Source organism: Streptomyces bacillaris (assembly GCF_003268675.1).
In the GTDB taxonomy this organism is placed as follows: domain Bacteria; phylum Actinomycetota; class Actinomycetes; order Streptomycetales; family Streptomycetaceae; genus Streptomyces; species Streptomyces bacillaris.
Genome location: NZ_CP029378.1, coordinates 2,875,397 through 2,900,060, shown reverse-complemented (window position 1 = coordinate 2,900,060; position 24,664 = coordinate 2,875,397). Strand labels below are relative to the sequence as shown.

Sequence of the window (24,664 nt, the reverse complement as noted above, 5' to 3'; positions counted from 1 at the left end):
GCCCGGTGGAGCGCCGCACGATCGCACCGCGCCCCGGCTGGCAGGAGACCGTCGAGTCCCAGGGGCTCGTCTACCCGCTCACCCGCCACCCGGACGGGTCGCTGCGTCCCTACTGGGACGAGAGCGCCTACTACGTCTTCTCGCTGCCCGAGGTCGAGGCGCTGGAGGAGACCGTCGAGGAGCTGCACACGATGAGCCTGGCCGCCGCCGCGCACATCGTGGAGCGGGACCGGTTCGCCGACCTCGGGATCACCGACCCGCGGCTGGCCGCCCTGGTCGCCGAGTCCTGGCGCCGCCGCGACGAACTTCCCTCCCTGTACGGGCGGTTCGACCTGCGGTACGACGGGGACGGCCCGGCGAAGATGCTGGAGTACAACGCCGACACCCCGACCTCGCTGGTGGAGGCCGCCAGCCCGCAGTGGTTCTGGATGGAGGAACGGTTCCCCGGCGCCGACCAGTGGAACTCGCTCCACGAGCGGCTGGTCGACGCCTGGAAGCGGCAGGCGCGCCTCCTGCCGCCGGGCCCGGTCCACTTCGCGCACTCGGAGGGCGACGAGGCGGGCGAGGACCTGATGACGGTCGCGTACCTCCGCGAGACCGCCCAGCAGGCCGGGCTCGACACCGAGGCGCTGTCCGTGGAGGAGATCGGCTGGGACCGGCTGAGCGGGCGGTTCGTCGACGACCGGCTCCGCTTCATCCGCAGCTGCTTCAAGCTCTACCCGTGGGAGTGGCTGACCACGGACCGGTTCGGGCCGCAGGTGCTGGAGACCCTCGACAACGGCGGGGGCTCCGGCACCACCTGCTGGATCGAGCCCGCCTGGAAGATGCTGCTCTCCAACAAGGCGCTGCTGGCGATCCTCTGGGAGCTGTACCCGGGCCACCCCAACCTGCTGCCCGCCTATCTCGACGGCCCGCGCGAGCTGGCCGGGCCCGGCGGGGCGGGGTACGTCTCCAAGCCGTTGCTGGGCCGCGAGGGCGCCGGGGTCGACCTGCACGGGCCCGGCTCCCCGGCTGTCCCGCGCGAGGAGCCGTGCTGCTACCAGGAGCTGGCGCCGCTGCCCGACGTCGACGGCAACCGGGTGGTGCTCGGGGCGTGGGTGGTGGAGGACGAGGCGGCCGGGCTCGGCATCCGGGAATCGGCGGGGCCGGTCACGGACGAGTACGCCCGCTTCCTGCCCCACGTCATCCTCTGACCCGTCGCTCTGAGGGACCTACGGAACGCTGAGCACCGTACGCAGCCGGTCCAGCCCCCAGTCCAGGTCCTCCTTGGAGATCACCAGCGGCGGGGCGATCCGGATGGTCGAGCCATGGGTGTCCTTCACCAGCACCCGCTCCGCCAGCAGCCGCTCCGAGATCTCCCGGCCGGTGCCCAGGGCGGGCGCGATGTCGACGCCCGCCCACAGCCCCCGGCCGCGTACGGTCTCCACCGCCCCGCCGCCCACCAGCAGCCCCAGCTCCCGGTGGAGATGGTCGCCCAGCTCGGCGGCGCGCTCCTGGAACTCCCCGGTCCGCAGCATCGCGATCACCTCCAGCGCCACCGCGCACGCCAGCGGGTTCCCGCCGAAGGTGGAGCCGTGCTCACCGGGCCGGAACACCCCGAGGATCTCCGTCGAGGAGACCACCGCCGACACCGGGACCACCCCGCCACCGAGCGCCTTGCCCAGCAGATACATGTCCGGCACCACGCCCTCGTGCTCCAGCGCGAACGTCTTCCCGGTACGCCCAAGACCCGACTGGATCTCGTCCGCGATGAAGAGCACGTTCCGCTCGCGCGTCAGCTCCCGCACCCCGGGCAGATAGCCGGCCGGCGGCACCAGCACCCCGGCCTCGCCCTGGATCGGTTCGAGCAGCACGGCCACGGTGTTCTCGGTCATCGCCTCCCGGAGCGCGGTGAGATCCCCGTACGGCACGATCTCGAACCCCGGGGTGTACGGGCCGTAGTCGGCCCTCGCTTCCGGGTCCGTGGAGAAGCTGACGATCGTCGTCGTGCGGCCGTGGAAGTTGTCCGAGGCCACGATGATCTTCGCCATCCCGTCCGGGACGCCCTTGACCCGGTAGCCCCACTTGCGGGCGGTCTTCACCGCCGTCTCCACGGCCTCCGCCCCCGTGTTCATGGGGAGCACCATCTCCATGGAACACAGCTCGGCCAGCTGCGTACAGAAGTCCGCGAACCGGTCGTGGTGGAAGGCCCGGGAGGTCAGCGTCACCCGCTCCAGCTGGGCCTTGGCCGCGTCGATCAGCCGGGGGTTCCCATGGCCGAAATTGAGCGCCGAGTACCCGGCGAGCAGATCGAGGTAGCGGCGCCCCTCGACATCGGTCATCCAGGCGCCCTCGGCCGAGGCCACGACGACCGGCAACGGGTGGTAGTTGTGCGCGCTGTGCGCCTCGGCGGAGGCGATGGCAGTTTCCGTGGCGGACACGGGATCTCCGTTCGTCGTACGGCGTGGGCGTGGGGTGGTGCCCACTTTGTATCGTCGGTCACAACCCGCGCGGGGAAACCTTCACTCTCCGGCGCGCCCGCCCGCGCAGTTCCCGGCGCAGCGCCGCACGCTGCCCGGCGCACGCGTCCCGTACACCCTCCTCCTCGGCCCGCCACCTGCCTTCGCACCGGCCGCACGCCTGCCTCCGTACCCGGCGCCCGTACACCTGCCTCCGCCCCGGCCCTCGCACGCGTCCCGGCCCTCGCACGCGCCCTGTGCCGCCGCGCGCGCTTCCCGTACGCCCACCCCCGCCACGGCCCGCGCGTGCTCCGGCGGCCGGAATGTGCGCTTCGTCTCAGGTGCGCGCTCCCGGGGCGTGAGCGGCCTCGCGCCCGAGCGGGTGCGCCCCCGCTGCGCCCCGCACCGGCTGCCGGAGATCGCCCCCGCACCTGAGACAATGGGCCCATGGCCTCTGATCGCCCCGCGCTCTCCACCGACCAGCCGCAGACGGGCCGCCCCGGCGCGTCCGCCCGCCCCCGTGTGCTCTCCGGGATCCAGCCCACCGCCGGCTCGTTCCACCTCGGCAACTACCTGGGCGCGGTGCGCCAGTGGGTGGCGCTCCAGGAGACGCACGACGCCTTCTACATGGTCGTGGACCTGCACGCGATCACCGTGCCGCAGGACCCCGCCGAGCTGCGGGCCAACACCCGGCTCGCGGTGGCGCAGCTGCTCGCGGCCGGCCTGGACCCGGAGCGGTGCACGCTCTTCGTCCAGAGCCATGTGCCCGAGCACGCCCAGCTCGGCTGGGTGATGAACTGCCTCACCGGCTTCGGCGAGGCCTCCCGGATGACGCAGTTCAAGGACAAGTCCGCCAAGCAGGGCGCCGACCGGGCCACCGTCGGCCTCTTCACCTACCCGGTCCTCCAGGTCGCGGACATCCTGCTCTACCAGGCCAACCAGGTCCCGGTGGGCGAGGACCAGCGCCAGCACATCGAGCTGACCCGGGACCTCGCGGAGCGGTTCAACGGCCGGTTCGGGCAGACGTTCACCGTCCCGGCGCCGTACATCCTCAAGGAGACGGCGAAGATCTACGACCTCCAGGACCCGGCGGTCAAGATGAGCAAGTCGGCCTCCACGCCGAAGGGCCTCATCAACCTGCTCGACGACCCGAAGGCCACGGCGAAGAAGGTGAAGAGCGCGGTCACCGACACCGACACGGTGATCCGCTTCGACGCCGAGAAGAAGCCGGGCGTCAGCAATCTGCTGTCCATCCTCTCCACCCTCTCCGGCAGCTCCGTCGAGGACCTGGAGCGGTCCTACGAGGGCAAGGGGTACGGCGCGCTCAAGACCGACCTGGCCGAGGCCATGGTGGAGTTCGTCACTCCGTTCCGGGCCCGCACCCAGGAATATCTGGACGACCCGGAGACGCTGGACTCCATCCTGGCCAAGGGAGCGGAGAAGGCCCGGGCCGTCGCCGCCGAGACCCTGGCGCAGACGTACGACCGGATGGGCTTCCTGCCCGCCAAGCACTGAGTCCAAGGGCCCTGGCGAGATCGGGGCCCGAGGGGCCACACTTGCGGCGGCAGGTCGCGGCGCAAGGCCGGAAATCGACCATCGACGACGGAGGAGAACGACGTGGGGACCGTAACGCTCGGCGTTTCGATCGCGGTCCCGGAGCCCTACGGCAGCCTGCTCCAGGAGCGGCGCGCGAGCTTCGGGGACCCTGCCGCCTACGGCATTCCCACCCACGTCACGCTCATGCCACCGACCGAGGCGGAGGCGGCCGACCTGCCGGCGATCGAGGCGCACCTCGACCGGATCGCCATGGCCGGCCGCCCCTTCCCGATGCGGCTCTCCGGCACCGGCACGTTCCGGCCGCTCTCCCCGGTGGTCTTCGTCCAGGTGGTGGAGGGCGCCTCCGCCTGCTCCTGGCTCCAGAAGCGGGTCCGGGACGCCTCGGGGCCTCTGGTGCGCGAGCTCCAGTTCCCGTACCACCCGCACGTCACCGTGGCGCACGGCATCTCCGAAGAGGCGATGGACCGGGCCTATGCCGAGCTGGCCGACTACGAGGCGGCCTGGACCTGCGGCTCCTTCGCCCTGTACGAGCAGGGCGCGGACGCGGTCTGGCGCAAGCTCCGCGACTTCCCGTTCGGCTCCGGAGGCAACACCCCCGCCGTCCCGGCCCAGGGCGGTTACACGGTCGACGCGCCGTCGCTGCGCCCCTGACCTGAGCCTGTCGGTCGAAAGGCCCGCCGGTCAGACCGGCAGCCGCCGGAACACCGGGCGCGGCACATGCCGCAGCGCCGACATCACCACCCGCAGCGAGCCGGGCACCCACACCGTCTCCGACCGCCGCCGCAGCCCCGTCACGATCGCCCCGGCGACCGCCTCCGGGGTGGTGGCGAACGGCTGCTCCGGCCGCCCTGCGGCCGCCCGCGTCCGTACGGGCCCGGGGCGCACGATCAGCACCTGTACGCCGGTGCCCTGGAGCGCGTCCCCCAGCCCCTGGGCGAAGGCGTCGAGCCCCGCCTTGCTGGAGCCGTAGATGAAGTCGGCGCGCCGGGCCCGCTCCCCGGCCACCGAGGAGAGCACCACCAGCGAACCGTGCCCCTGCGCCTGGAGTGCGCCGGCGCACACCAGCCCCGCCGAGACCGCCCCCGTGTAGTTGGTCTGGGCGACCCGTACGGCGGCCGTCGGCTCCTCCTCGTCCCGTGCCTGGTCCCCGGAGACCCCGAACGCCATCAGCACCACATCGATGTCCCCCTCCGCGAAGACCTTCCCGAGCACCTCCTCGTGCGTGTCGGTGTCCAGCGCGTCGAAGGCGACCGTACGGACGTCGGCGCCCCGGTCGCGCAGCTCGACGGCGGCCGCGTCCAGGGCGGGGGAGGGGCGGCCCGCCAGCCAGACCCGGCGGGTGCGCAGGGCGATCAGACGGCGCGCGGTGGCGAGGGCGATCTCGGAGGTGCCGCCGAGGACGAGCAGGGACTGCGGGGCACCGAAAGCGTCCTTCACGGAACACTCCTGTTCAGGGAAACGTGACTACGGGGGGCAGGGCGGGTCACAGTCCGAGCCGGCGGGCCAGGTCCGAGCGGAACGCCCCCGTCGGGTCCAGCTCCGCCCGCAGCTCCCGGAACTCCGGAAGCCGGGGGTACATCGCGGCGGCGGTCTCCGGGCGCATCCGGGAGTCCTGCGCCAGGCAGACCCGGCCCCCGGCCGCCGCCACCTCCGCGTCGAGCCCGTCGAGGAAGCGGCCGAGGCCCGGCAGGGCGGCGGGCAGCTCGACGGTGAGCGCCCACCCGGGCGCGGGGAACGACAGCCACCCCGGCGAGGCGGCGCCGAACCGCTGCAGCTCGGCCCGGAGCGCGGGGCAGCGGCGCGCCGCGATCCGCCGCACCACCCGGCCCAGCGCCTCCTCCTGCCCGTACCCGACCGTGAACCGGTAGCGCACGAGCCCGGCGCGGCCGGTGGACAGGGCGTACAGGCGGTGCAGCCGGTCCGTGGCCGGGGTGGCGTCCAGCGGGTGGAAGAAGGCGGCGGACGTCCGCAGCTCACCGCTCCGGGCGCGGGGCGCACTCCGGTAGCGGACCTCGTCCACCAGGGCGGCGGCGGCCGGGCCCAGCAGCCCGCCGGGGAGGGCCGACAGGACGGAGGCCCATGGCTCGCGCTGCCGCCGAGCCGCTGTGCGCCGGGCGTGCGCCGGTAGCACGGAGAGGGGCGCATGCTCCCCTCGGGTGAGGACACCGCGCCCGGCCGACCGGCCCCGGGCGGAGAGATCGACCCAGGCGGAGGCGTACGGCAGCCGGTCGCCCCCGGCCGTGAACCGCGCCAGCAGGTCGTCCAGATCGCGGGCCCGCTCGGTGGAGACGGCGATCAGCCCGGTCGCCACCCGCCTCAGCCGCAGCGTGGCGGAGAGGATCACGCCCGTCAGCCCCAGCCCGCCGGCCGTCGCGTCGAAGAGGGCGGTGCCGGGGGTCACCGTACGGACCTCGCCGTCGGCGGTGAGCAGCTCCAGTGCGACGACGTGCCGGGCGAGCGAACCGGCGGCCGGGTGGTCGAGGCCGTGCACATCGGAGCCGATCGCGCCGCCCACGGTGATCCGGCCCGTCCCCGGCACGACCGGCGGGAACCAGCCACTCGGCGGCAGCACGCGCAGCAGCCGCTCCAGGCTCACCCCCGCATCGCAGCGGACGGTCCCCGCCACCTCGTCCAGGGCGCGGATCCGGTCCAGCCCGGTCATGTCGAGCACCGAGCCGCCCGCGTTCTGCGCCGCGTCCCCGGGGGCCCGCCCGAGCCCCCGGGCGAGGGCGCCCCGGGGGCCGCGGCCCCGGACCACGGCAGCCGCTTCCTCGTACGTACGGGGGCGGAACCGTACGGCGGTGGTCGGGGCGGTGCGGCCCCAGCCGGTCAAGGACACCGTGTCGACGGACATGCCCGTGACCGTAGCCCCGGCCGTATGACACGGGAAAACCTATTCGTACCCTTTGTTACGCCCCTCACCGGAATGGGTGATGAAGCGCGTGTCACCGGGGCGAGGAGTGGTCCGTCCGGACGCGTCCGGAAGAGTCCTCGGTGCGGTCCGACGGTTTTCCGGGCCCGGGAGGGTACGCGTACGTCCATGGACTGGCTCAAGAAACTCCCCGTCGTCGGGCCGCTCGTCTCCCGGCTGATGGAGACGCACGCCTGGCGCTCCTACGAGCGGCTGGAGAAGGTCCACTGGGCCAGGCTCGCCGCCGCGATCACCTTCATCAGCTTCCTGGCGCTCTTCCCGCTGATCGCGGTCGGCGCGGCCATCGCCGCCGCGCTGCTGAGCGACCAGCAGCTGGACACCATCAAGGAGAAGCTGGCCGAGCAGGTGCCGGGCATCTCCGACCAGCTCGGCATCGACGGCCTGGTGGCCAACGCGGGCACGGTCGGTCTGGTGGCCGGTGCGCTGCTGCTGTTCACCGGCGTCGGCTGGATCGGCTCGATGCGGGAGTGCCTGCGGGCGGTCTGGGAACTGGACGACGTCCAGGAGGCCAACCCGGTCGTCGCCAAGCTCAAGGACGCCGTGCTCCTGGTCGGCCTGGGCGGCGCCGGACTCGCCACCCTCGCGGTCTCCACGGTCGGCTCGACGGCCGTCGGGTGGACCGCCGAGCGGCTCGGCATCCCCGAGGGCGGGGCGGGCGGCGTCCTGCTCCGGGTGGCCGCCCTGCTGGTGGCGGCCCTGGGCGGCTTCCTGCTGATGCTCTACCTGCTCTCGCTGCTGCCCGGGGTCGAGCCGCCCCGGCGGAGGCTGGTGGTCGCGGCCGTGATCGGCGCGGTCGGCTTCGAGCTGCTCAAGCTGCTGCTCGGCAGCTATATGAAGGAGGTCGCGGGCAAGAGCATGTACGGGGCGTTCGGTGTGCCGATCGCGCTGCTGCTCTGGATCAACTTCACCGCGAAACTGCTGCTGTTCTGCGCCGCCTGGACCGCGACCGGCTCCAAGGAGGAGGAGCTGGGGACGGCCGGGGAGCCGGAGCGGGCGCCGGAGGACGGGCCGGGGAACGCGGAAGCCGCCGGGCCCGTGAAGGGCGCCGGCGGCTCCACCCGTACCGCCTGAGTCAGTCCTTCGAGGACTTCTCCGGCTCGCTCCTGGCCTCCGGCTCCCCGTCCTTCGGCTCGCCCGCCGTCCCCTCCTGCGGGCGGCGGGCCAGGCCCGGCACCGGCCAGCGGCGGTTCACCAGGAACACCCCGGCCGCCAGGAGCACCAGCACCCCGCCGACGACCGCCAGCGCGATCCCGACGCCACCGGAGCCCTGCCCGGCCGCCGCCGCGTGCGCGGCCTTCGCCTGGCCGCCGGATCCCTGGTCGGCCCCGGCCGCCGGCTGCGCGCCCTTGCCGCCGAAGACCCCACCGGCGCCCGTGTCCACGGACTTCGGCGGCACCAGCTCACCGACCGGCCGCACCTTGCCGCTCGCGGCGAAGCCCCAGTCGAGCAGGTGGGCGGCCTCCTTGTAGACGGCGTGGCTCTCGTCCGCCGACGGGTTCATCACGGTGACCAGCAGCACCCGGCCGTCGCGCTCGGCGACGCCGGTGAAGGTGTTGCCCGCGTGGGTGGTGTAGCCGTTCTTGACGCCAGCGATGCCCTTGTACGGGTCGACGCCGTTGTCCCCGGTGATCAGCCGGTTGGTGTTCTGGATCTCGAAGGTCTCGCGCTTCTTCCCCTTCTGCTCCCCGGGGAAGTCGGCGGAGGCCGTCGCCGCGTACTCGCGGAAGTCCTTCTTCTGCATCCCGCTGCGGGCGATCAGCGTCAGGTCGTAGGCGCTGGAGACCTGGCCCGGCGCGTCGTACCCGTCCGGCGAGACCACCGTGGTGTCCAGCGCCTGGAGCTCCTCGGCGTGCCGCTGCATCGCCGCCACCGTCTTGGGCACGCCCCCGTACATCTCCGAGAGCACGTGCACCGCGTCGTTGCCCGAACGGAGGAAGACCCCGAGCCACAGGTCGTGGACCGTGTACGTGTGGTCCTCCTTGACCCCCACCAGGCTGCTGCCCTCCCCGACCCCCGTGAGGTCGCTGTCCTTGACCTTGTAGGTCAGGGAGGTCGGCTGGAGCGCGGGCAGGACCGTGTCCGCGAAAAGCATCTTCAGCGTGGAGGCCGGGGGCAGCCGCCAGTGGGAGTTGTGCGCCGCCAGCACCTGGCCGCTCTCCGCGTCCGCGACGATCCACGAGCGGGCGGTCAGATCCTTGGGCAGCACGGGCGCCCCCGGGCCGAGGTTGACCTGGGTGCCGTTCATGGAGAGCTGCTCGCCCCCGACGCTCGACATGACGTGGTTCGGCACGGGCTGCTTGTCCTTCTCCTTGTCCTTCTCGGCCGCCGACGCGGGAGCAAGGACAAGAGTGGACATCACTACGGCGGAGGCGACCGTCAAAGCGATCTTTTTCAGAGCGGGCACGGTCGAAAACGTACAGGGCGAAAATGTGGATGAGGACCCGGACCGGCTGACCCGCCGGAGGGATGGCCGGGACTGCCCCTTTCGGACGCCACCCCGGACGAGGGACCGGGAGGGCGGCGGCGATACTGGACCCATGAAGCTCAGCCGCCCCGCCTCCTGGTTCCTGCTCGTCTTCGGGGTGTGGAGCTGGTTCATCTGGATCACTTTCGTCAAGAACCTGTGGCAGGACGGCAGCGGGCTCGCGTTCGACGACGCGGGCGAGCCGACCGGGTACTTCTGGGTCCACCTGCTGCTCGCCATCACGTCCTTTCTTCTGGGGACGGTGGTCGGCGCGATCGGGTTGCGTGGTGTCCGGGCTTTGCGCGACGAGCGCCCATGACGACAGGAACTTAGGGAAGCACGGATGGCAGCAGTGATCTTCGCCCTGGTGGCGCTCGTGGTGCTGGCGCTGCTGGCGACAGTGCACCGCTATGTCTGGCGCCGGCTGGTCGGTGACACGACGGCACCCGGCAGCACCCTGCGCACGGTGGGCACCGTCGCGGCCTTCGTGCTGCCCCTGCTGAGCGTCGGGGCCATGACCTCCGGCCGGATCGGGGCGCCCTTCTGGCTCCAGCAGGTGCTGGCCTGGCCGGGCTTCCTCTGGCTGGCCGCCCTGATGTATCTGACGCTGGCCCTGCTGGTGGGCGAGTTCGTCCGCCCGGTGCTGCGCCGGGTGCTCGCCCGGCGCGACGCGGCCGCCGCGGACCGGACCACCGTCGCGCTGTCGTCGGAGGCCGTCGCCACGACGACAAGCGGAACCCGCCCCCGTACGGAAGAACTCGTCCCGGCCGGTCCCGCTCCCTCCACCACCTCGGCCGACCCGATCCCCGAGACCACCCAGCCCACCGAACCGGAACCGGAGTCATCCGCTCCTGACCCCGTCACGGCCACCGCGCCCGCGACCGCCGACGCCCCCGCCACGCCCCTCGCGCGCCCCTCCCGCCGGCTCTTCGTCTCCCGGGTGGTCGGCGGGGCCGCTGCCGCCGCCGGGCTCGCCACCGTCGGGTACGGGACCGCCAACGTGCTGAGCGGGCCGACCGTGAAGCGCGTCACCGTGCCGCTGGCCAAACTGCCCCGGGCGGCCCACGGCTTCCGGATCGCCGTGGTCAGCGACATCCACATCGGCCCGATCCTCGGCCGCGCCCACACCCGGCGGATCGTCGACACGATCAACTCCACCTCGCCCGACCTGGTCGCCGTCGTCGGTGACCTGGTCGACGGCTCCGTGGCCGACCTCGGCTCCGCCGCCGAGCCGCTGGCCGGGCTCCGCGCCCGGCACGGCAGCTTCTTCGTCACCGGCAACCACGAGTACTTCTCCGGCGCGGAGCAGTGGGTGAACCACGTCCGCGAGCTGGGGCTGATCCCGCTGGAGAACGCCCGGGTGGAGATGGGCGGCTTCGACCTCGCCGGGGTCAACGACATCGCGGGGGAGACCGAGGGCCAGGGCCCCGACTTCGGCCGGGCGCTCGGGGACCGGGACCGCTCCCGGGCCGCCGTCCTCCTCGCCCACCAGCCCGTCGTCATCCACGACGCCGTCCGGCACGGCGTCGACCTCCAGCTCTCCGGCCACACCCACGGCGGGCAGCTCTGGCCGGGGAACTACCTCGCGGAGCTGGCCAACCCGACCGTCGCCGGGCTCGAACGGTACGGCGACACGCAACTGTTCGTCTCGCGCGGCGCGGGCGCCTGGGGGCCGCCGGTACGGGTCGGCGCCCCGGCCGACATCACCGTCGTCGAACTCGCCTCGCGGCAGGCCTGAGACGCGCCTCCCGCAAGGCCCGGAACCCGGCCTCCGGACCTCGCCGACGTTGCGGTTGCGATCATGCACGCTTCAACAAAACTGCACCGTAACGTCACCCTCAGCTACGGAATACCCCTGGTCGGGGGCGGGAAACGGCCTTTTCGGACACGGTCCGTCGACCGTGTCCAACAAAAGGCTGTGAGTGCCCTATTTACTCTTCCAGATGTGAAAATCGTGTGATTGGGTAAGCGCGAACATGCGGCGATGTGCGTGTCTGCGCGCAACTGCCGTGGTGGGGCTGGTAAGGGAGAGCACGGCAATGCGGTCGGTCCGGGTACGGATTCTCGCGATTCTCGCGGTTTTGGTCATCGCAGGCGTGGGGGCCTGGCAACTTCTCCCGTCGGGGGAGGCGAAGACCGACGCGATCACCGTCGGGACATCGGACATCGTGTCCTCGCTCGACCCGGCCGGCGCGTACGACGCGGGCTCCTGGGCGATCTACAGCAACATCTACCAGTCGCTGATGACCTTCAAGCCCGGTGCCATCGTGCCGGAGCCGGACGCGGCGGAGAGCTGCGCGTTCGTCGGGCAGAAGCTCCAGACGTACCAGTGCAAGCTCCGTGACGACCTGACCTTCTCCAACGGCCGGAAGATCACCGCCGAGGACGTCAAGCACTCCTTCGACCGGATCTTCACGATCAAGTCGGACGTCGGCCCCGCCGGTCTCTTCCCGACCCTCGACTCGGTGACGACCGAGGGCCGCACGATCACCTTCAACCTCTCCAGCAAGGACGCGACCTTCCCGCAGAAGCTGGCCACCGGCGCCGCGGCGATCGTCGACTCGACCAAGTACCCGGCGGACGAGCTGCGCAAGGGCAACCAGGTCGACGGCTCCGGCCCGTACGTCCTGCGCTCGTACGAGTCGGGGACCCGCGCCGAGCTGGTGCCGAACCTGAAGTACAAGGGCGCGCTGAAGAAGACCGGCCAGGCCGTCACCATCAACTACTTCAAGGCCTCCGAGGACCTGCTGACGGCGTGGAAGAACGGCGACATCGAGGTCGCCCACCGCCAGCTGCCCTCCGAGACCCTCGCCGAGCTGGACGAGGGCGACCCGGACGTCCGGGTCACGGAGGCGGCCAGCGCCGAGATCCGCAACATCATCTTCAACACCCGCGACGACTCGCCGTTCGGCACGAAGAAGGTCCGCCAGGCCGTCGCCGCGCTGCTCGACCGGGGCCCGCTGGTCAGCAAGGTCTACCAGGGCACGGTCCAGCCGCTGTACTCGCTGATCCCCACCGGCTACATCGGGCACAGCACCCCCTTCTTCGACGCCTACCCCTCCTCCGACCCCAAGCGCGCCAAGAAGCTGCTGGCGGAGGCCGGTGTCGAGACCCCGGTCGCCGTCAACTTCGCCTACCGCGAGGGCGACATGTACACCAAGGAGACCGCCGAGCTGCGCCGCCAGCTGGAGAAGGACGGGCTCTTCAAGGTCTCGGTCAAGGCCGTCGAGTGGACCCGCTACCAGAAGGGGTACGCGGCCGGTGAGTACGACATGTACACCGTCGGCTGGTTCCCGGACTTCCCGGACCCGGACACCTTCAGCCAGCCGCTCGTCGGCACCGGCAACGTCCTGCACAGCGGCTACTCCAGCAAGAAGATGGACCAGCTGATCGCCGCCACCCAGCAGTACAGCGACCGCGGCCGCACCTCCAACGACTTCAAGGAGATGCAGAAGCTGGTCGGTGAGGACGTGCCGCTGCTGCCGCTGTGGCAGAAGAAGGACTACGTCGTCGCCAAGACGGGTGTCGCCGGCTCCCAGTACCTCTCCGACGGCACGGGCTTCTGGCGCCTGTGGGAGCTCAACCGGATCTGACCGGCCGCTCCTCGTGCCCGTCCCGGCCGTCCGGGACGGGCATGAACTCCACCAGCAGCGCGTGGACCTGCCGCACGAGCGGTCGCAGCACCTGGAACCGGGAGAGCGCGATGGCCCGTGCGGCGATCGGCGCGGTGCGCTCGACCAGCCGACGGCTGCGCTCCGCGCCCGGGGAGCGGTCGTACACCCAGAACAGCACCAGCCCCATCTGCATCAGCCAGAGCAACTCGGGCAGCAGCGGGGCCAGTTCCGGGTCGCTCTTGGTGCTCGAACCGGCGAGGGCCTCGCGGTGCAGGGCGATCGCCGCCTCGCGGGCCGCCACCGACTCGTCGGAGAACGGGGAGAGCGGGCTCTCCGGGTCGGCCGCGTTCTTGAAGAACTGAGCGGCGAACCGGTGGTACGGCTCCGCCACGTCCAGCCAGACCAGCAGCAGCCCCCGGACCCGGTCGGCCAGCTCGCTCTCTGCCGCGAGGACCGGCCGCACCGCCTCCGCGTGCTCGGCGGCGATGCGGTCGTAGAACCCCTGGACCAGGTGCTCCTTGGAGGAGAAGTAGTAGTAGGCGTTCCCGACGGAGACGCCCGCCTCCTGCGCGATGGCCCGCATGGTCGTCTTGTCGTACCCGCGCTCGGCGAAGAGCCGCAGGGCCGTCTCGAGAATCAGCGTGCGGGTCTGCTCGCTCTTCGCGGCCTTGCCGGACGGTGCGCTCCGGCCGGTCCCGGCGGGCTTGGAAGCCCCGTTCTCCTGCACGTTCTTCTCTTCCTTCACCACGGGCCCCACCCTAGGCCGTGTCCGGCGGCCCTCACTGCCGGGGGCCGGGCGCCGGGGCGGCCCACGGGCCGGCGCCGGTCGGCGGGGCCCAGCCGCGCGGCGGTACGAGATGGGTCTGCCGGTGCTCCATGGCGCCCCGGCGGCGGATGCGGCTGAGCACCCACACATTGCCCAGGTGCATGATCCCGAGCACCAGCAGGACCACGCCCACCTTCACCGAGAGCGTCTCCAGCAGTTCGCGGGCGTCGGCCACCCCGTCGGCGTTCCTGAGGTAGAGCGCGACGAACCCGAGGTTGACCAGGTAGAAGCCCACCACCAGCAGGTGGTTGACGGCTTCCGCGAGCTTCTCGTTCCCCTTGAGCACGTCGGCGAGGAAGACCTTGCCGTTACGGCTGAGGGTGCGGGCGACCCAGACGGTGAGCGCCACGCTGATGAGCAGGTAGACGACGTACGCGACCACAGTGAGGTCCATGCCCCACCTTCCTTTGAACGCGTTCAAAACTCCTTGTGGGCGTGACTGTAGACCCCTTCTTGAACATGTTCAAGAAGGGGTCCGTGTGTGCTGTGCGTCAGAGGGACTTGGGCGCGGGCTCCGAGGGCTCCGGCTCCTCCGCCACGGGCTGCGGCGGCTCGGTCAGCGCGTCCGCGATCTCCGCGCGCAGCGCCTCGCCGCGCAGCCGCGGCAGCTCCGCCAGCATCTCGGCCCACTCCGCCACCGAGGAGTCCACCGCCTCCCGGAACCCCCGCTCGACCGGCTTCCGGGCGAAGAACAGCCCCACCGCCGCGACCGGCCGCAGCAGCCACCGCCCGCGCACGCTCAGCACGACGGAGACCCGCCAGGAACCGTCCCCGGCCGCGCGCGGGGTGACCGTGAGACGGGCCTTGCCGAGCCGGTGGACGGCCTTGCCGACGACCGGGGCCCGGGCGGGCGGGGGAGCGGCCGGGGGCAGGTCCAGCGCCGCCCACCAGGCGTGCAGGTCGGCCCTGGCGCGGCCGGAGAAGCGGTACAGCGAACCGCCCTCGGGGTTGTGCCCATCGAGGGAGAGCTCCAGCGACTTCGGGGCCCGGGGCTCCCGCAGCCGTACGCCCACACGCATGGACATGCCCTCGTCCACCGCGTGGCTCTCCACCGCGATGACCCGGGAGGGCCGCCACTCACGGAGAACGGCGGCTTCCACAGAGGGTTCCGAAGGGGCCTTCTGTGGCAGGGCGGCGGCTTCCACGGCGGGCTCCGGGCCACCCCGCCCCTCGTCCTTCTCCCCGGGTGTCTCCCCGTACTCCGCCCCCGGCTGCAGATGACGCCCCTTCAGCAGCCGCAGCCCGTGCACCGGGCGCCCGTCGGGCAGGAGGATCGCCCCGTCCTGCTCGCGGGAGGCCTCGAAGAGGTCCACCACATGTCCGGCCGTCTCCTCGAACCAGCCGCGGTCCAGGGCGGCGACGGTGACCGTGTGCGCGAAACGTGCCATGACCGGGTGGTTCCGCGCTCAGACGCTCATCGAGCGGGCCTGGTTGACCTGGCCCATCACGGCGGGGAAGGTGTGCGGGCCCATGGCCGGGATCATCGTGCCGTGGTGGCGGCCGCCGCTGGTGACGGTCACCTGCACGAAGCCCACGGTCCGCTTCTCCTTCATCAGCAGGAAGAGCAGGCCGATCAGGCAGAACAGGGCGAAGACGATCGCCAGCACGATCGCGTGCGCCGGGATCTTCTCCTCGGTGCGCGACATGTCGGTGGCCGTCCAGACCGCCCCCTTGAGCGGCATCGTCCCCGACGGGGTCACGATCGCGTCGCTCATGACCGTGATGTCCCCGATCGACAGCACCGGCACCCCGCCCTGACCGGGCATCGTCGGCTGCGCCGGGTGCGGGTAGCCGTAACCGGGACCGGGCTGGGTCGCGGACTCGGGGAGCGGCTGCGGATAGCCGTACGCGGGTGTGGCGCCCGGCGTGGGGTAGCCGTACGCCTGGCCGTCGGCCACCGTCGGCGGGTGGGCGGGCTGCTGGGGAGGACCCCACTTGTAGGCGTCGCCCGGTGCGGGTTGCGGCTCGCTCATGGGGATCCCCGTTCTCTGTGCGCGTCTCGCTCCGGACGACCGTACCGCTCATATCGCCCGTACGCAGCAACGGGCCCCGTCCACCGGGGTCATGACGACCACGGCGGACGGGGCCCGTGAAGTGCTGCCCGAAGGTCAGAAGCGACGCGTGATGAGCGCGCGCTTCACCTCCTGGATCGCCTTGGTGACCTCGATGCCACGCGGGCAGGCGTCCGTGCAGTTGAACGTCGTACGGCAACGCCACACGCCGTCACGGTCGTTGAGGATCTCCAGCCGCTGCTCACCGGCCTCGTCGCGCGAGTCGAAGATGAAGCGGTGCGCGTTGACGATCGCCGCCGGGCCGAAGTACTGGCCGTCGTTCCAGAACACCGGGCACGAGGACGTGCACGCGGCGCACAGGATGCACTTGGTGGTGTCGTCGAACCGCTCGCGGTCCTCGGGGGACTGCAGGCGCTCGCGGGTCGGCTCGTTCCCCTTGGTGATGAGGAAGGGCATGACATCGTGGTACGCCTGGAAGAACGGGTCCATGTCGACCACGAGGTCCTTGAGGACCGTGAGGCCCTTGATGGCCTCCACCATGATCGGCTTCTCCGGGTTGATGTCCTTGATCAGCGTCTTGCAGGCGAGCCTGTTCTTGCCGTTGATCCGCATCGCGTCGGAACCGCAGATGCCGTGCGCGCAGGAACGGCGGAACGTCAGGGTCCCGTCGAGCTCCCACTTGATCTTGTGAAGGGCGTCGAGGACACGCTCCTTCGGGTCGATCTCGATCTGGAAGTCCTGCCACTGGACCTCGTCCGACACCTCGGGGTTGAAGCGACGGATGCGGAACGTGGCCGTGATGAACGGGGAGTCGGCGAAGCCGGCCTCGGCGTTGCCGGTCTTGTCCAGGGTCGGGGTAGCCATCAGTACTTACGCTCCATCGGCTGGTAGCGGGTCGTCACGACCGGCTTGTAGTCGAGCCGGATCGACTCGGCGCCGTCGGCGGCCACCTCGCGGTACGCCATGGTGTGGCGCATGAAGTTGACGTCGTCGCGGTTCGGGTAGTCCTCGCGGTAGTGACCGCCGCGGGACTCCTTGCGGGCGAGCGCGGAGACCGCCATGACCTCGGCCAGGTCGAGCAGGTTGCCCAGCTCGATGGCCTCCAGCAGGTCGGTGTTGAACCGCTTGCCCTTGTCCTGGATGGACACGTTCAGGTAGCGCTCGCGCAGCTCGGCGATCTTGGCGACCGCCGTCTTGATGGTCTGCTCGGTACGGAACACCATCACGTTGGCGTCCATGCACTCCTGCAGCTCCGTGCGCAGTTCGGCGACCCGCTCGGTGCCCGTCGAGTTGCGCAGCCGCTCCACCTGGTCCTGGACCAGCTGGGCCGGGTTCTCGGGGAGCTCGACGAAGTCGCTCTTCGCCGCGTACTCGGCGGCGGCGATGCCCGAACGCCGTCCGAAGACGTTGATGTCGAGCAGCGAGTTGGTGCCGAGGCGGTTGGCGCCGTGCACGGAGACACAGGCGACCTCGCCGGCGGCGTACAGGCCCGGGACGACGGTGGTGTTGTCGGCCAGCACCTCGCCCTCGACGTTGGTCGGGATGCCGCCCATGGCGTAGTGCGCGGTCGGCTGGATCGGGATCGGGTCCGTGTAGGGCTCGATGCCGAGGTAGGTCCGCGCGAACTCGGTGATGTCCGGGAGCTTGGCGTCCAGCTGCTCCGGCGGCAGGTGCGTCAGGTCCAGGTAGACGTGGTCGCCGGCCGGACCGCAGCCGCGGCCCTCCCGGATCTCCGTGTAGATGGAGCGCGAGACGACGTCACGCGAGGCGAGGTCCTTCATGACGGGCGCGTACTTCTCCATGAAGCGCTCGCCGTCCTTGTTGCGGAGGATGCCGCCCTCACCGCGGGCGCCCTCCGTCAGCAGGATGCCCATGCGCCAGATGCCCGTCGGGTGGAACTGGAAGAACTCCATGTCCTCCAGCGGCAGACCGCGCCGGTAGCAGGCGGCCTGGCCGTCACCGGTCAGGGTGTGGGCGTTGGACGTCACCTTGAAGAACTTGCCGGTGCCGCCGGAGGCGTAGATGACCGACTTCGCCTGGAAGACGTGGATCTCGCCGGTCGCCAGCTCGAACGCGACGACGCCGGCGGACTTCTTGACCCCGTCGACCTCGGTGATCAGCTGGTCCAGGACGTAGAACTCGTTGAAGAACTCCACGCCCTCCTTGACGCAGTTCTGGTACAGCGTCTGGAGGATCATGTGGCCGGTGCGGTCGCCCGAGTAGCAGGCCCGGCGGACCGGGGCCTCACCATGGCTGCGGGTGTGACCACCGAAGCGGCGCTGGTCGATCTTGCCCTCGGGCGTGCGGCCGAACGGCAGGCCCATCTTCTCCAGGTCGAGGACGGCGTCGATGGCCTCCTTCGCGAGGATCTCGGCGGCGTCCTGGTCGACCAGGTAGTCGCCGCCCTTGATCGTGTCGAAGGTGTGCCACTCCCAGTTGTCCTCCTCCACGTTGGCGAGCGCGGCGGCCATGCCGCCCTGCGCGGCGCCCGTGTGGGAGCGGGTGGGGTAGAGCTTCGTGAGCACGGCGGTACGGCTGCGCTTGGTGGCCTCGATGGCCGCGCGCATGCCGGCGCCGCCGGCTCCGACGATGACGGTGTCGTACTTGTGGATCTGCATGGTTTTCCTCTGGTCCCTCTGTCCCGGCGCCTAGCGGATGTTCGGGTCGAAGGTGAAGATCACCAGCGTGCCCAGCAGGACGGTGAACACCGTGGCGGTGTACAGGAGCATCTTCAGCCAGAAGCGGGTCCTGTCCCGTTCGGCGTAGTCGTTGATGACCGTACGGAGGCCGTTGGCGCCGTGGAGCATGGCGAGCCACAGCATGATGAGGTCCCAGGCCTGCCAGAACGGCGAGGCCCAGCGACCCGCCACGAAGGCGAAGCCGATCTTGGAGACGCCGCCGTCGAGCACCAGCTGGATCAGCAGGTGGCCGATGACGAGGACGGTCAGGAGGATGCCCGACAGGCGCATGAAGAGCCAGGCGTACATCTCGAAGTTGGTGCGCGAACCCTTGGGCGTCTTGCTGGTCCGCTTGCGCGGGGGCTCGATCACCGGGGCCGGGTTGTCGACGTCGTACAGGCTCACGCCCTCGACGTCGCCGATCGCGGCTGCGGAAGAAGTCTCGCTGGACATGGGCCTCAGCTCCCGAAGACGTCGCGTACGGCGTGACCGAGGACGGGGTACAGGGCCCCGACCATCAGCACGATCCAGATGCCCACCACGGTCCAGAGCATCTGCTTCTGGAGTCGCGGGCCCTTGGCCCAGAAGTCCACGGCGATGATCCGGAGACCGTTCAGCGCGTGGAAGAGAATCGCGGCCACCAGGCCGTATTCGAGGAGCGCGACGATCGGCGTCTTGTACGTGGCCACGACGTCGTCGTAGGCCTCGGGAGAGACGCGGACGAGAGCGGTGTCCAGGACATGTACGAACAGGAAGAAGAAAATGAGGACACCGGTGACTCGATGAGCCACCCAGGACCACATGCCTTCCCGGCCGCGGTACAGCGTTCCAGCCGGCACGGAAGAACCCTCCGGGAGCGGGGATTGGGGTCGGCCGGCTTGACTGTCGGTCTGACCCGGCCGGGTACGGTCCACCGGCCCCGGCCATCGTAGCGACGCTTTGTCGGTTCGTTCGCGCGGGGGCCTCTGGTGTGATCAAAGTGGCAATCAAACAGGCACGTACGGGCTAGAGCGGGTCTTTCCCGGCTGCCGCCCCGGACGGGTGGGACCCGGCCGCGGGGCCCGGCTCACCAGCCCTCGGCCACCAGCTCGACGAGCCTGCTCCGGGCGAGTCGCCGCAGCTCATCGGCGGTGAGGGCCCGCTCGTCGTCCACTTCATGGGTCAGCCGGACCCGGATGGCGGCCAGGACCTGGTCCACGGCCTGGGAGGGCGGGCAGGCGTCCAGGCAGATCACGAAGGAATGGCCGAATCTGCTCTCGTACGCCGCGTGGGCCGCCTGGAGCGCGAGATGGGCGGCGCGGGGCGCGTCGTCGTGCAGGAAGGGGGCCGGCTCGGCGGCGAGCGCCTCCGCGATGTCCCGGGGCGCCAGGTCGTACCCCGCCTCGTCGGAGGCGGCCAGCAGGGACGGCAGATCGGGGAAGGGCCGGTGGGCGGCCATCCGGTGGGCCCAGCGGTGGCTGCCGCAGCACTCCAGGAGTGCGGCCTCGGCGGTGGTGAAGGGGGCCTCGTTGAACCGGGCGAGGCCGGCCGCCACCTGGGCGGGGGACAGCCCGGCGCCACCGCTGACCTGCGGCGGACGGCGGTGCTGCACGGGTACGGCGGAGGACCCGGCCGGGGGTGCGGACTGCTTGGGCAGGCCGGCGGGGGACTCGCTGGACCTGGACAGCGTGGACTCCTCGGATCAACGGCATCTGTGCCCCTGAAGAGGGGCAGGAGGGCGACAAGGTTGCCCCACGAGGGCGTACGCGGGGTGAAAGCGAGGCACACGTGGGGCGTGCGGGGGACGTGCGCGGGGTGGGAGGGGGACGTTCCGGAAGCGGAGCCTCCCGGGCGGGACATCCCGGGAGCTTCCCGGGAGGGGGGTGAAGGGAGAGACGAATGTGTCGCAACGCTAGCGAGACCGGTCGGCGGCCGTCCGGGGGATCGGCTGAAAATCACCCGAACGGGAGAGTTTCGGAACGTTTGACGACCGTCTGACCCCCGCCTGACCTGCGGAATCCAAGGTTCTGTACGCTCCGCGGTCGTTCTCGGTGGGCGGATCGGCGGCAGGAATGTCAGTCTTTCAGCCTATTCATCAGTCCCCTTCCCCTTTGCTCCCCTGCCCCTGACTCTGACCCCTATCCCGGAGGAATCTGAGCGATGTCGCCCACGCGAGGTGCCCTCGTCACCGGCGCGGCCGTCACGGTCGCGGCCGCCGCCGTCCTCACCGTCGTCGTCTGGCCGGAAGGCTCCGGCAGCCACCCGTCCCGCGACGCCGCGTCGCCGTCCGGGACCTCCGCATCGGCGGCCGCCCCGTCGCCCTCCCGCAGCTACCCGCTCTCCAGCGCCCCGAGCACCATCCCGGCGGTCCGTGAGCACACCGCCGCGCGCGGGCCCGGCTGGCAGCCCGGCGAGAACAGCACGGTCGTCATCGCCAAGGGCAGCGAGGTCCTCGCGGACGAGGCCCAGCTGCTCGCCAGGGAGCTGAACATCCACTACCGGGGCGCCGAGGACGCCCGCGAGGGGGATGTCCAGCTGGCGCTCGGGGCGAAGGACCAGGGGCCCGCCGAGTCGTACACGCTCACCGTCCGCGACCGGAAGGTGCGGATCACCGGCCCCGACGAGTCGGGGGTGTTCTACGGCACCCGCACGCTCAAGCAGTCCCTGAAGGCGGACAGGACCGTGCCGGAGGGAGTGGTCAACGACCGCCCCGACCGCCCGCAGCGCGGACTGAACCTCGACATCGCCCGCAAGCACTACAGCGCGGAGTGGATAGAGGACCGCATACGGGAGATGGGCGACCTCAAGCTCAACCAGCTCGGCCTGCACTTCTCCGACGACCAGGCGTTCCGGATCGAGTCCAAGACCCACCCCGAGGTGGTCTCGGACGAGGCCCTGACCCAGGACGAGGTCCGCCGTATCGTCGGGCTCGCCAACAGCCTGCACATCGAGGTCGTCCCCGAGATCGACTCGCCCGGACACCTCGGCGCGGTGCTGCGCGCCCACCCCGATCTCCAGCTCCGCAACACCCAGGGCCGGGAGTCGCGCGGCTCCATCGACATCTCCAAGCCGGGGGCGGCGAAGCTGATCGACGAGCTGCTCGACGAGTACACCGACCTGTTCCCGGGGAAGTTCTGGCACCTGGGCGCCGACGAGTACCAGGCGCTGATGGTCCGCGACCCGGCCGCCTCCTACCCGCAGCTCCAGCGCGCCGCCGAGCAGAAGCACGGCTCCGGCGCCACGATCGAGGACCTCGCCACCGGCTGGCTCAACGACCGGGCGGCGGTGGTGGAGCCCAAGGGCCGCACCGCCAAGGCGTGGAACGACGGCCTCTTCCGGGACACGAAGGTCGTCGCGGACAAGAACATCGAGATCGAGTACTGGACCGGCAAGGAGATCGGCGCCCGGCCCCCGCAGGAGTACCTGGCGGCCGGCTACAAGATGCTCAACCTCAACGACGAGTTCCTCTACTACGTGCTCGGCGAGCCGAACGAGTTCGTCTACCCGACCGGCAAGCGGATCTACGAGCAGTGGACCCCGATGGTGCTGCGCGGCACCGAGCCGGTGGCGGCCCGCTACTCGCCGCAGATCCTCGGCGGCCGGTTCGCGGTCTGGGGCGACCTCCCCAACGCGCAGACGGTACAGCAGGTCGCGGACGGCATCAGGATGCCGCTCGTGGCGACCTCGCAGAAGCTGTGGGACCCGCGGGAGCCGGAGCTGACCTGGGACCAGTTCCAGGAGCTGGCGGCCCGGACGGGCAGCGCGGGCTGAGAGGGCGGGGGCCGGGAGGCCCTTCGCGTACGGGGCGGTCTCCGGGCCTGCGTACAGGACGGTCCTCCGGCTCGGGCGGGCCGGGCTCCATGAGGCTGGGTCCCGGAAGGAGGGGGCGGGTCCGCCGGGCCGGGGCGGGGCTGCAGGCTTTGGACAGGCGGCCCCTCCACGGGCTACGGTCCGCCGACCGCGCACCCCTGGGGAGGGGCGCGCGAGGTCACCGACCACATGCCGTACGGGGTCAGGTCCTGGGGGACCGAACCCCGTACGACCCGTGCCCTGGGGGGAACGTCTCATGCTCTGCGTCCGCTGCCGTACCGGAACGGCCGTCACCGACGACGGCCTCTGCACCTCCTGCCCGGTCGCCGGGTCCCCGCCGCCCGGTCGGCCGGAGCCCGTGGCGACCGGCCCCGGCGGCTGGGGCGTGAGGACCTGGCCGCGCTCACCGGTCGGCCTCTCCCGGGCGGTGACCGCGCTGCTGGGCGCCGTCATCGTGACGGACCTGGTCGCCATCGGCAGGGGGCTCCATCTTCGCGCTCTGTGGCAGGGCCTCGTCGAGGAGGGCGACCCGGCCGTGCACGGCAGCGGGGGTGTGTCGGCCGAGCGGCTCCACTCGGTGGCCCAGACCGGCCAGTCGGTCGTCTTCGTGGCCACCGCCGTCGTCTTCATCATCTGGTTCCACCGCACCCGCCGGAACGCCGAGGTCTTCGACCCGGCCGCGCAGAGGATGGGGCCGGGCTGGTCGGTCGGCGGCTGGTTCGTGCCGTTCGCCAACCTCTGGTTCCCCTACCGGGTGGCCACCGGCGTCTGGGAGGGGAGCGTCGTCCCGGGCCCCGAGGGCGGCAGGCCCACCGTTTCCCGGGCACCCCTCCGCCTCTGGTGGGCCGTGTGGATCGCCTCCTCGCTCCTGGATTCGTTCACCGCGCGGATGGAGGGAAGCGCCGAGACGCCGGAGCAGACCGTGCAGGGCCTCGGACTGGTGGCGGCGGCCGACGCGTTCGAGATCGTCTCCGCGGTGCTGGCCATCGTCTTCGTCCGCACGCTGACGCGGATGCAGGTGGCGCGGGCGGAGCTGCGGGCCCCGCGGACCGGGTCCGAGCAACTGACGGCTCCGTAACCGACTTCCGCTTCGAGGCACCTCCGCATGACGGTTCCGCACAACGGTTCCGTACGACGGTTCGGTGACGGAACACCGTCTGCTCCGACGCCGATAGTGACGATTTTCAGCCATTCGGCGCAGTACGCGGTAGACCGAGGGAGATGTCGATGAGTCTGCTCGAACTGATCGAATCCGCCGACGAGCGCGCGCTCGCCGCATCCGCCGTGGCCTGCCTGGACCGCTGTCTGCCGCTGCTCACGGGGCCGGACGGGCCCGAGCCGCTGCGGCCGCTCTGGGCGAGCTGCGAGAACGGGCGGGATTGGGCCATCCGCCTCGTGGCCGTCCGTACGGAGCTGGACGGAGCGGCGGCGCGGGGTGGGGCCGACGGGGACGGCGGGGACGGTCCGGCCGCCCGGGTGCGCGCCATGCTGGCGGCGGCTCCCTCCGACTTCGCCCCCGCGCCGCTACGGGAGTGGGCGGACGCCTGCTCGCTGGTCGCGCTGGAGATCCATGGCCGGTTCGACGCCCCGGACGGGGACGCCCCGCAGGAGACCGCCGACCTCCTGAAGGCGGCGCGTGCCGGGGAGGCGGAGGGGGTGGGGCCGCTGGTGGCGGGGGAGCTGGAGCGCCAGATCCGGATCCTGGAGATCCTCGCGGAGACCACCGGCACGGCGGGCAGCGGGGCCGGGGTGCGCAAGGCCCTCGACCTGTCCACGGAGGGGCGCCGGGTGCTGCGCGCGGTCATGTCGCGCCGGGCTCGCATCCGGCGCTGACCGAGCCCCCGCGCAACTCGCGCCCCTCGCCCCACTCGCCTCACCCGCTTCGCGCAGCCTCCCCGGACTCCGTACCCCAGAAGGGATAAAATCGGCCATAAGCCGCGAGGTGTGTGCGTCCGGCTCTTCGGCCGGTACGGCCATGCCCCAGTCGAAGAGGAGCCGCGCAGATGTCCACCACCACGGAGCACCGCCCGCACGCCGACCACGACCATCGGCACGCTCCGGGCTGCGGCCACGTCGCGGTCCCGCACGAGGACCACGTCGACTACGTCCACGACAGCCACCTGCACCGGGTGCACGGCGACCACGTGGATGAATGCGCGAAGTCCGGACACGAGGTCCACGAGGGCCACGACCACCAGCACGGCCAGGACTGCGGCCATGTCGCCGTCCCGCACGGGGACCACGTGGACTACATCCACGACGGCCACCGCCACTCGGCGCACGACGGCCACTGGGACGACCACTGACCGAGGGCCTGGCGCCGCCGGGGCCGTAGCGACCGCTACCGGCCCCGG

Annotated in this window: 24 protein-coding genes; 11 read left to right on the top strand and 13 right to left on the bottom strand. The window is 71.4% G+C overall.

Annotated features, from left to right (window positions below; all coding sequences use genetic code 11):
- Nucleotides 1-5: 5 nt before the first annotated feature.
- Complete coding sequence (locus DJ476_RS11990; protein ID WP_103416661.1) at nt 6-1,193, top strand: glutathionylspermidine synthase family protein; 1,188 nt, start codon at nt 6-8, stop codon at nt 1,191-1,193.
- Between the two features lie 18 nt (nt 1,194-1,211).
- On the opposite strand, the gene rocD is transcribed toward DJ476_RS11990, so the two are convergent.
- Nucleotides 1,212-2,420: an ornithine--oxo-acid transaminase gene (rocD, locus tag DJ476_RS11985; protein WP_103416660.1), complete on the bottom strand. Its 1,209-nt coding sequence runs from the start codon at nt 2,418-2,420 to the stop codon at nt 1,212-1,214.
- Between the two features lie 540 nt (nt 2,421-2,960).
- Between rocD and trpS the strand changes: the two genes are divergently transcribed.
- Together trpS and DJ476_RS11975 are read left to right on the top strand one after the other, a co-directional pair.
- Entirely contained in the window at nt 2,961-3,953 is a 993-nt protein-coding gene (gene trpS, locus DJ476_RS11980) for a tryptophan--tRNA ligase (protein ID WP_029395382.1), read from the top strand.
- 102 nt (nt 3,954-4,055) lie between these two features.
- The gene (locus DJ476_RS11975) at nt 4,056-4,646 is read left to right on the top strand and encodes a 2'-5' RNA ligase family protein (protein WP_053559705.1); all 591 of its coding nucleotides are present in this window, start codon (nt 4,056-4,058) and stop codon (nt 4,644-4,646) included.
- 30 nt (nt 4,647-4,676) lie between these two features.
- Here DJ476_RS11975 and DJ476_RS11970 read toward each other — a convergent pair whose 3' ends face one another.
- Nucleotides 4,677-5,432 (bottom strand): decaprenylphospho-beta-D-erythro-pentofuranosid-2-ulose 2-reductase, encoded by a 756-nt coding sequence (locus DJ476_RS11970; RefSeq protein ID WP_112490487.1) that lies wholly within the window; start codon nt 5,430-5,432, stop codon nt 4,677-4,679.
- 46 nt (nt 5,433-5,478) lie between these two features.
- Nucleotides 5,479-6,849, bottom strand: a complete 1,371-nt coding sequence (locus DJ476_RS11965; protein ID WP_112490486.1) for an FAD-binding protein — start codon at nt 6,847-6,849, stop codon at nt 5,479-5,481.
- Between the two features lie 186 nt (nt 6,850-7,035).
- Between DJ476_RS11965 and DJ476_RS11960 the strand changes: the two genes are divergently transcribed.
- On the top strand, nt 7,036-7,998 hold the full coding sequence (locus tag DJ476_RS11960) for a YihY/virulence factor BrkB family protein (RefSeq protein ID WP_112490485.1): 963 nt from the start codon (nt 7,036-7,038) through the stop codon (nt 7,996-7,998).
- A 1-nt stretch (nt 7,999) separates the two neighbouring features.
- On the opposite strand, the gene DJ476_RS11955 is transcribed toward DJ476_RS11960, so the two are convergent.
- Nucleotides 8,000-9,331: a D-alanyl-D-alanine carboxypeptidase family protein gene (locus tag DJ476_RS11955; protein WP_404827490.1), complete on the bottom strand. Its 1,332-nt coding sequence runs from the start codon at nt 9,329-9,331 to the stop codon at nt 8,000-8,002.
- A gap of 133 nt (nt 9,332-9,464) precedes the next feature.
- Here DJ476_RS11955 and DJ476_RS35530 point away from each other — a divergent pair, with 133 nt between their 5' ends.
- The 3 genes from DJ476_RS35530 (at nt 9,465) to DJ476_RS11940 (ending at nt 12,984) form a co-directional block, all read left to right on the top strand.
- Nucleotides 9,465-9,710, top strand: a complete 246-nt coding sequence (locus tag DJ476_RS35530) for an SCO4848 family membrane protein (protein WP_053559700.1) — start codon at nt 9,465-9,467, stop codon at nt 9,708-9,710.
- A 33-nt stretch (nt 9,711-9,743) separates the two neighbouring features.
- Nucleotides 9,744-11,129, top strand: a complete 1,386-nt coding sequence (locus DJ476_RS11945) for a metallophosphoesterase (protein ID WP_112490483.1) — start codon at nt 9,744-9,746, stop codon at nt 11,127-11,129.
- A 301-nt stretch (nt 11,130-11,430) separates the two neighbouring features.
- Nucleotides 11,431-12,984, top strand: a complete 1,554-nt coding sequence (locus DJ476_RS11940; RefSeq protein WP_112490482.1) for an ABC transporter substrate-binding protein — start codon at nt 11,431-11,433, stop codon at nt 12,982-12,984.
- Here DJ476_RS11940 and DJ476_RS11935 read toward each other — a convergent pair.
- The 9 genes from DJ476_RS11935 to DJ476_RS11895 form a co-directional block, all read right to left on the bottom strand.
- The gene (locus DJ476_RS11935; RefSeq protein ID WP_112490481.1) at nt 12,971-13,753 is read right to left on the bottom strand and encodes a TetR/AcrR family transcriptional regulator; all 783 of its coding nucleotides are present in this window, start codon (nt 13,751-13,753) and stop codon (nt 12,971-12,973) included. The two genes, DJ476_RS11940 and DJ476_RS11935, sit on opposite strands and share 14 nt — an antisense overlap.
- A 31-nt stretch (nt 13,754-13,784) precedes the next feature.
- Nucleotides 13,785-14,225 (bottom strand): hypothetical protein, encoded by a 441-nt coding sequence (locus DJ476_RS11930; RefSeq protein WP_112490480.1) that lies wholly within the window; start codon nt 14,223-14,225, stop codon nt 13,785-13,787.
- A 97-nt stretch (nt 14,226-14,322) separates the two neighbouring features.
- Nucleotides 14,323-15,219, bottom strand: a complete 897-nt coding sequence (locus DJ476_RS11925) for a hypothetical protein (RefSeq protein WP_112490479.1) — start codon at nt 15,217-15,219, stop codon at nt 14,323-14,325.
- Between the two features lie 18 nt (nt 15,220-15,237).
- Nucleotides 15,238-15,804 (bottom strand): hypothetical protein, encoded by a 567-nt coding sequence (locus DJ476_RS11920; protein WP_112490478.1) that lies wholly within the window; start codon nt 15,802-15,804, stop codon nt 15,238-15,240.
- A 135-nt stretch (nt 15,805-15,939) separates the two neighbouring features.
- Nucleotides 15,940-16,707: a succinate dehydrogenase iron-sulfur subunit gene (locus DJ476_RS11915; protein ID WP_070205313.1), complete on the bottom strand. Its 768-nt coding sequence runs from the start codon at nt 16,705-16,707 to the stop codon at nt 15,940-15,942.
- A complete protein-coding gene (gene sdhA / locus DJ476_RS11910; protein ID WP_070205312.1) occupies nt 16,707-18,461 on the bottom strand; it encodes a succinate dehydrogenase flavoprotein subunit in 1,755 nt (584 codons plus the stop codon). The genes DJ476_RS11915 and sdhA overlap by 1 nt, the downstream gene beginning before the upstream one ends.
- 30 nt (nt 18,462-18,491) lie before the next feature.
- Nucleotides 18,492-18,974 (bottom strand): succinate dehydrogenase hydrophobic membrane anchor subunit, encoded by a 483-nt coding sequence (locus tag DJ476_RS11905; protein WP_028416594.1) that lies wholly within the window; start codon nt 18,972-18,974, stop codon nt 18,492-18,494.
- 5 nt (nt 18,975-18,979) lie between these two features.
- Nucleotides 18,980-19,360, bottom strand: coding sequence for a succinate dehydrogenase, cytochrome b556 subunit (gene sdhC / locus DJ476_RS11900; protein ID WP_073740310.1), 381 nt, complete (start codon nt 19,358-19,360; stop codon nt 18,980-18,982).
- Between the two features lie 227 nt (nt 19,361-19,587).
- Nucleotides 19,588-20,112 carry a 2-oxo-4-hydroxy-4-carboxy-5-ureidoimidazoline decarboxylase gene (locus DJ476_RS11895; RefSeq protein WP_318294602.1) on the bottom strand — a complete coding sequence of 175 codons (525 nt, stop codon included), beginning with the start codon at nt 20,110-20,112 and terminating at the stop codon, nt 19,588-19,590.
- A 548-nt stretch (nt 20,113-20,660) separates the two neighbouring features.
- Here DJ476_RS11895 and DJ476_RS11890 point away from each other — a divergent pair.
- The 4 genes from DJ476_RS11890 (at nt 20,661) to DJ476_RS11875 (ending at nt 24,616) form a co-directional block, all read left to right on the top strand.
- Nucleotides 20,661-22,271: a family 20 glycosylhydrolase gene (locus DJ476_RS11890; protein WP_112490477.1), complete on the top strand. Its 1,611-nt coding sequence runs from the start codon at nt 20,661-20,663 to the stop codon at nt 22,269-22,271.
- 295 nt (nt 22,272-22,566) lie between these two features.
- The gene (locus DJ476_RS11885) at nt 22,567-23,388 is read left to right on the top strand and encodes a DUF4328 domain-containing protein (RefSeq protein WP_112490476.1); all 822 of its coding nucleotides are present in this window, start codon (nt 22,567-22,569) and stop codon (nt 23,386-23,388) included.
- Between the two features lie 149 nt (nt 23,389-23,537).
- Nucleotides 23,538-24,143, top strand: coding sequence for a hypothetical protein (locus DJ476_RS11880; protein ID WP_103416650.1), 606 nt, complete (start codon nt 23,538-23,540; stop codon nt 24,141-24,143).
- A 170-nt stretch (nt 24,144-24,313) separates the two neighbouring features.
- Nucleotides 24,314-24,616 (top strand): hypothetical protein, encoded by a 303-nt coding sequence (locus tag DJ476_RS11875; RefSeq protein ID WP_070205308.1) that lies wholly within the window; start codon nt 24,314-24,316, stop codon nt 24,614-24,616.
- The last annotated feature ends 48 nt before the right edge of the window (nt 24,617-24,664 follow it).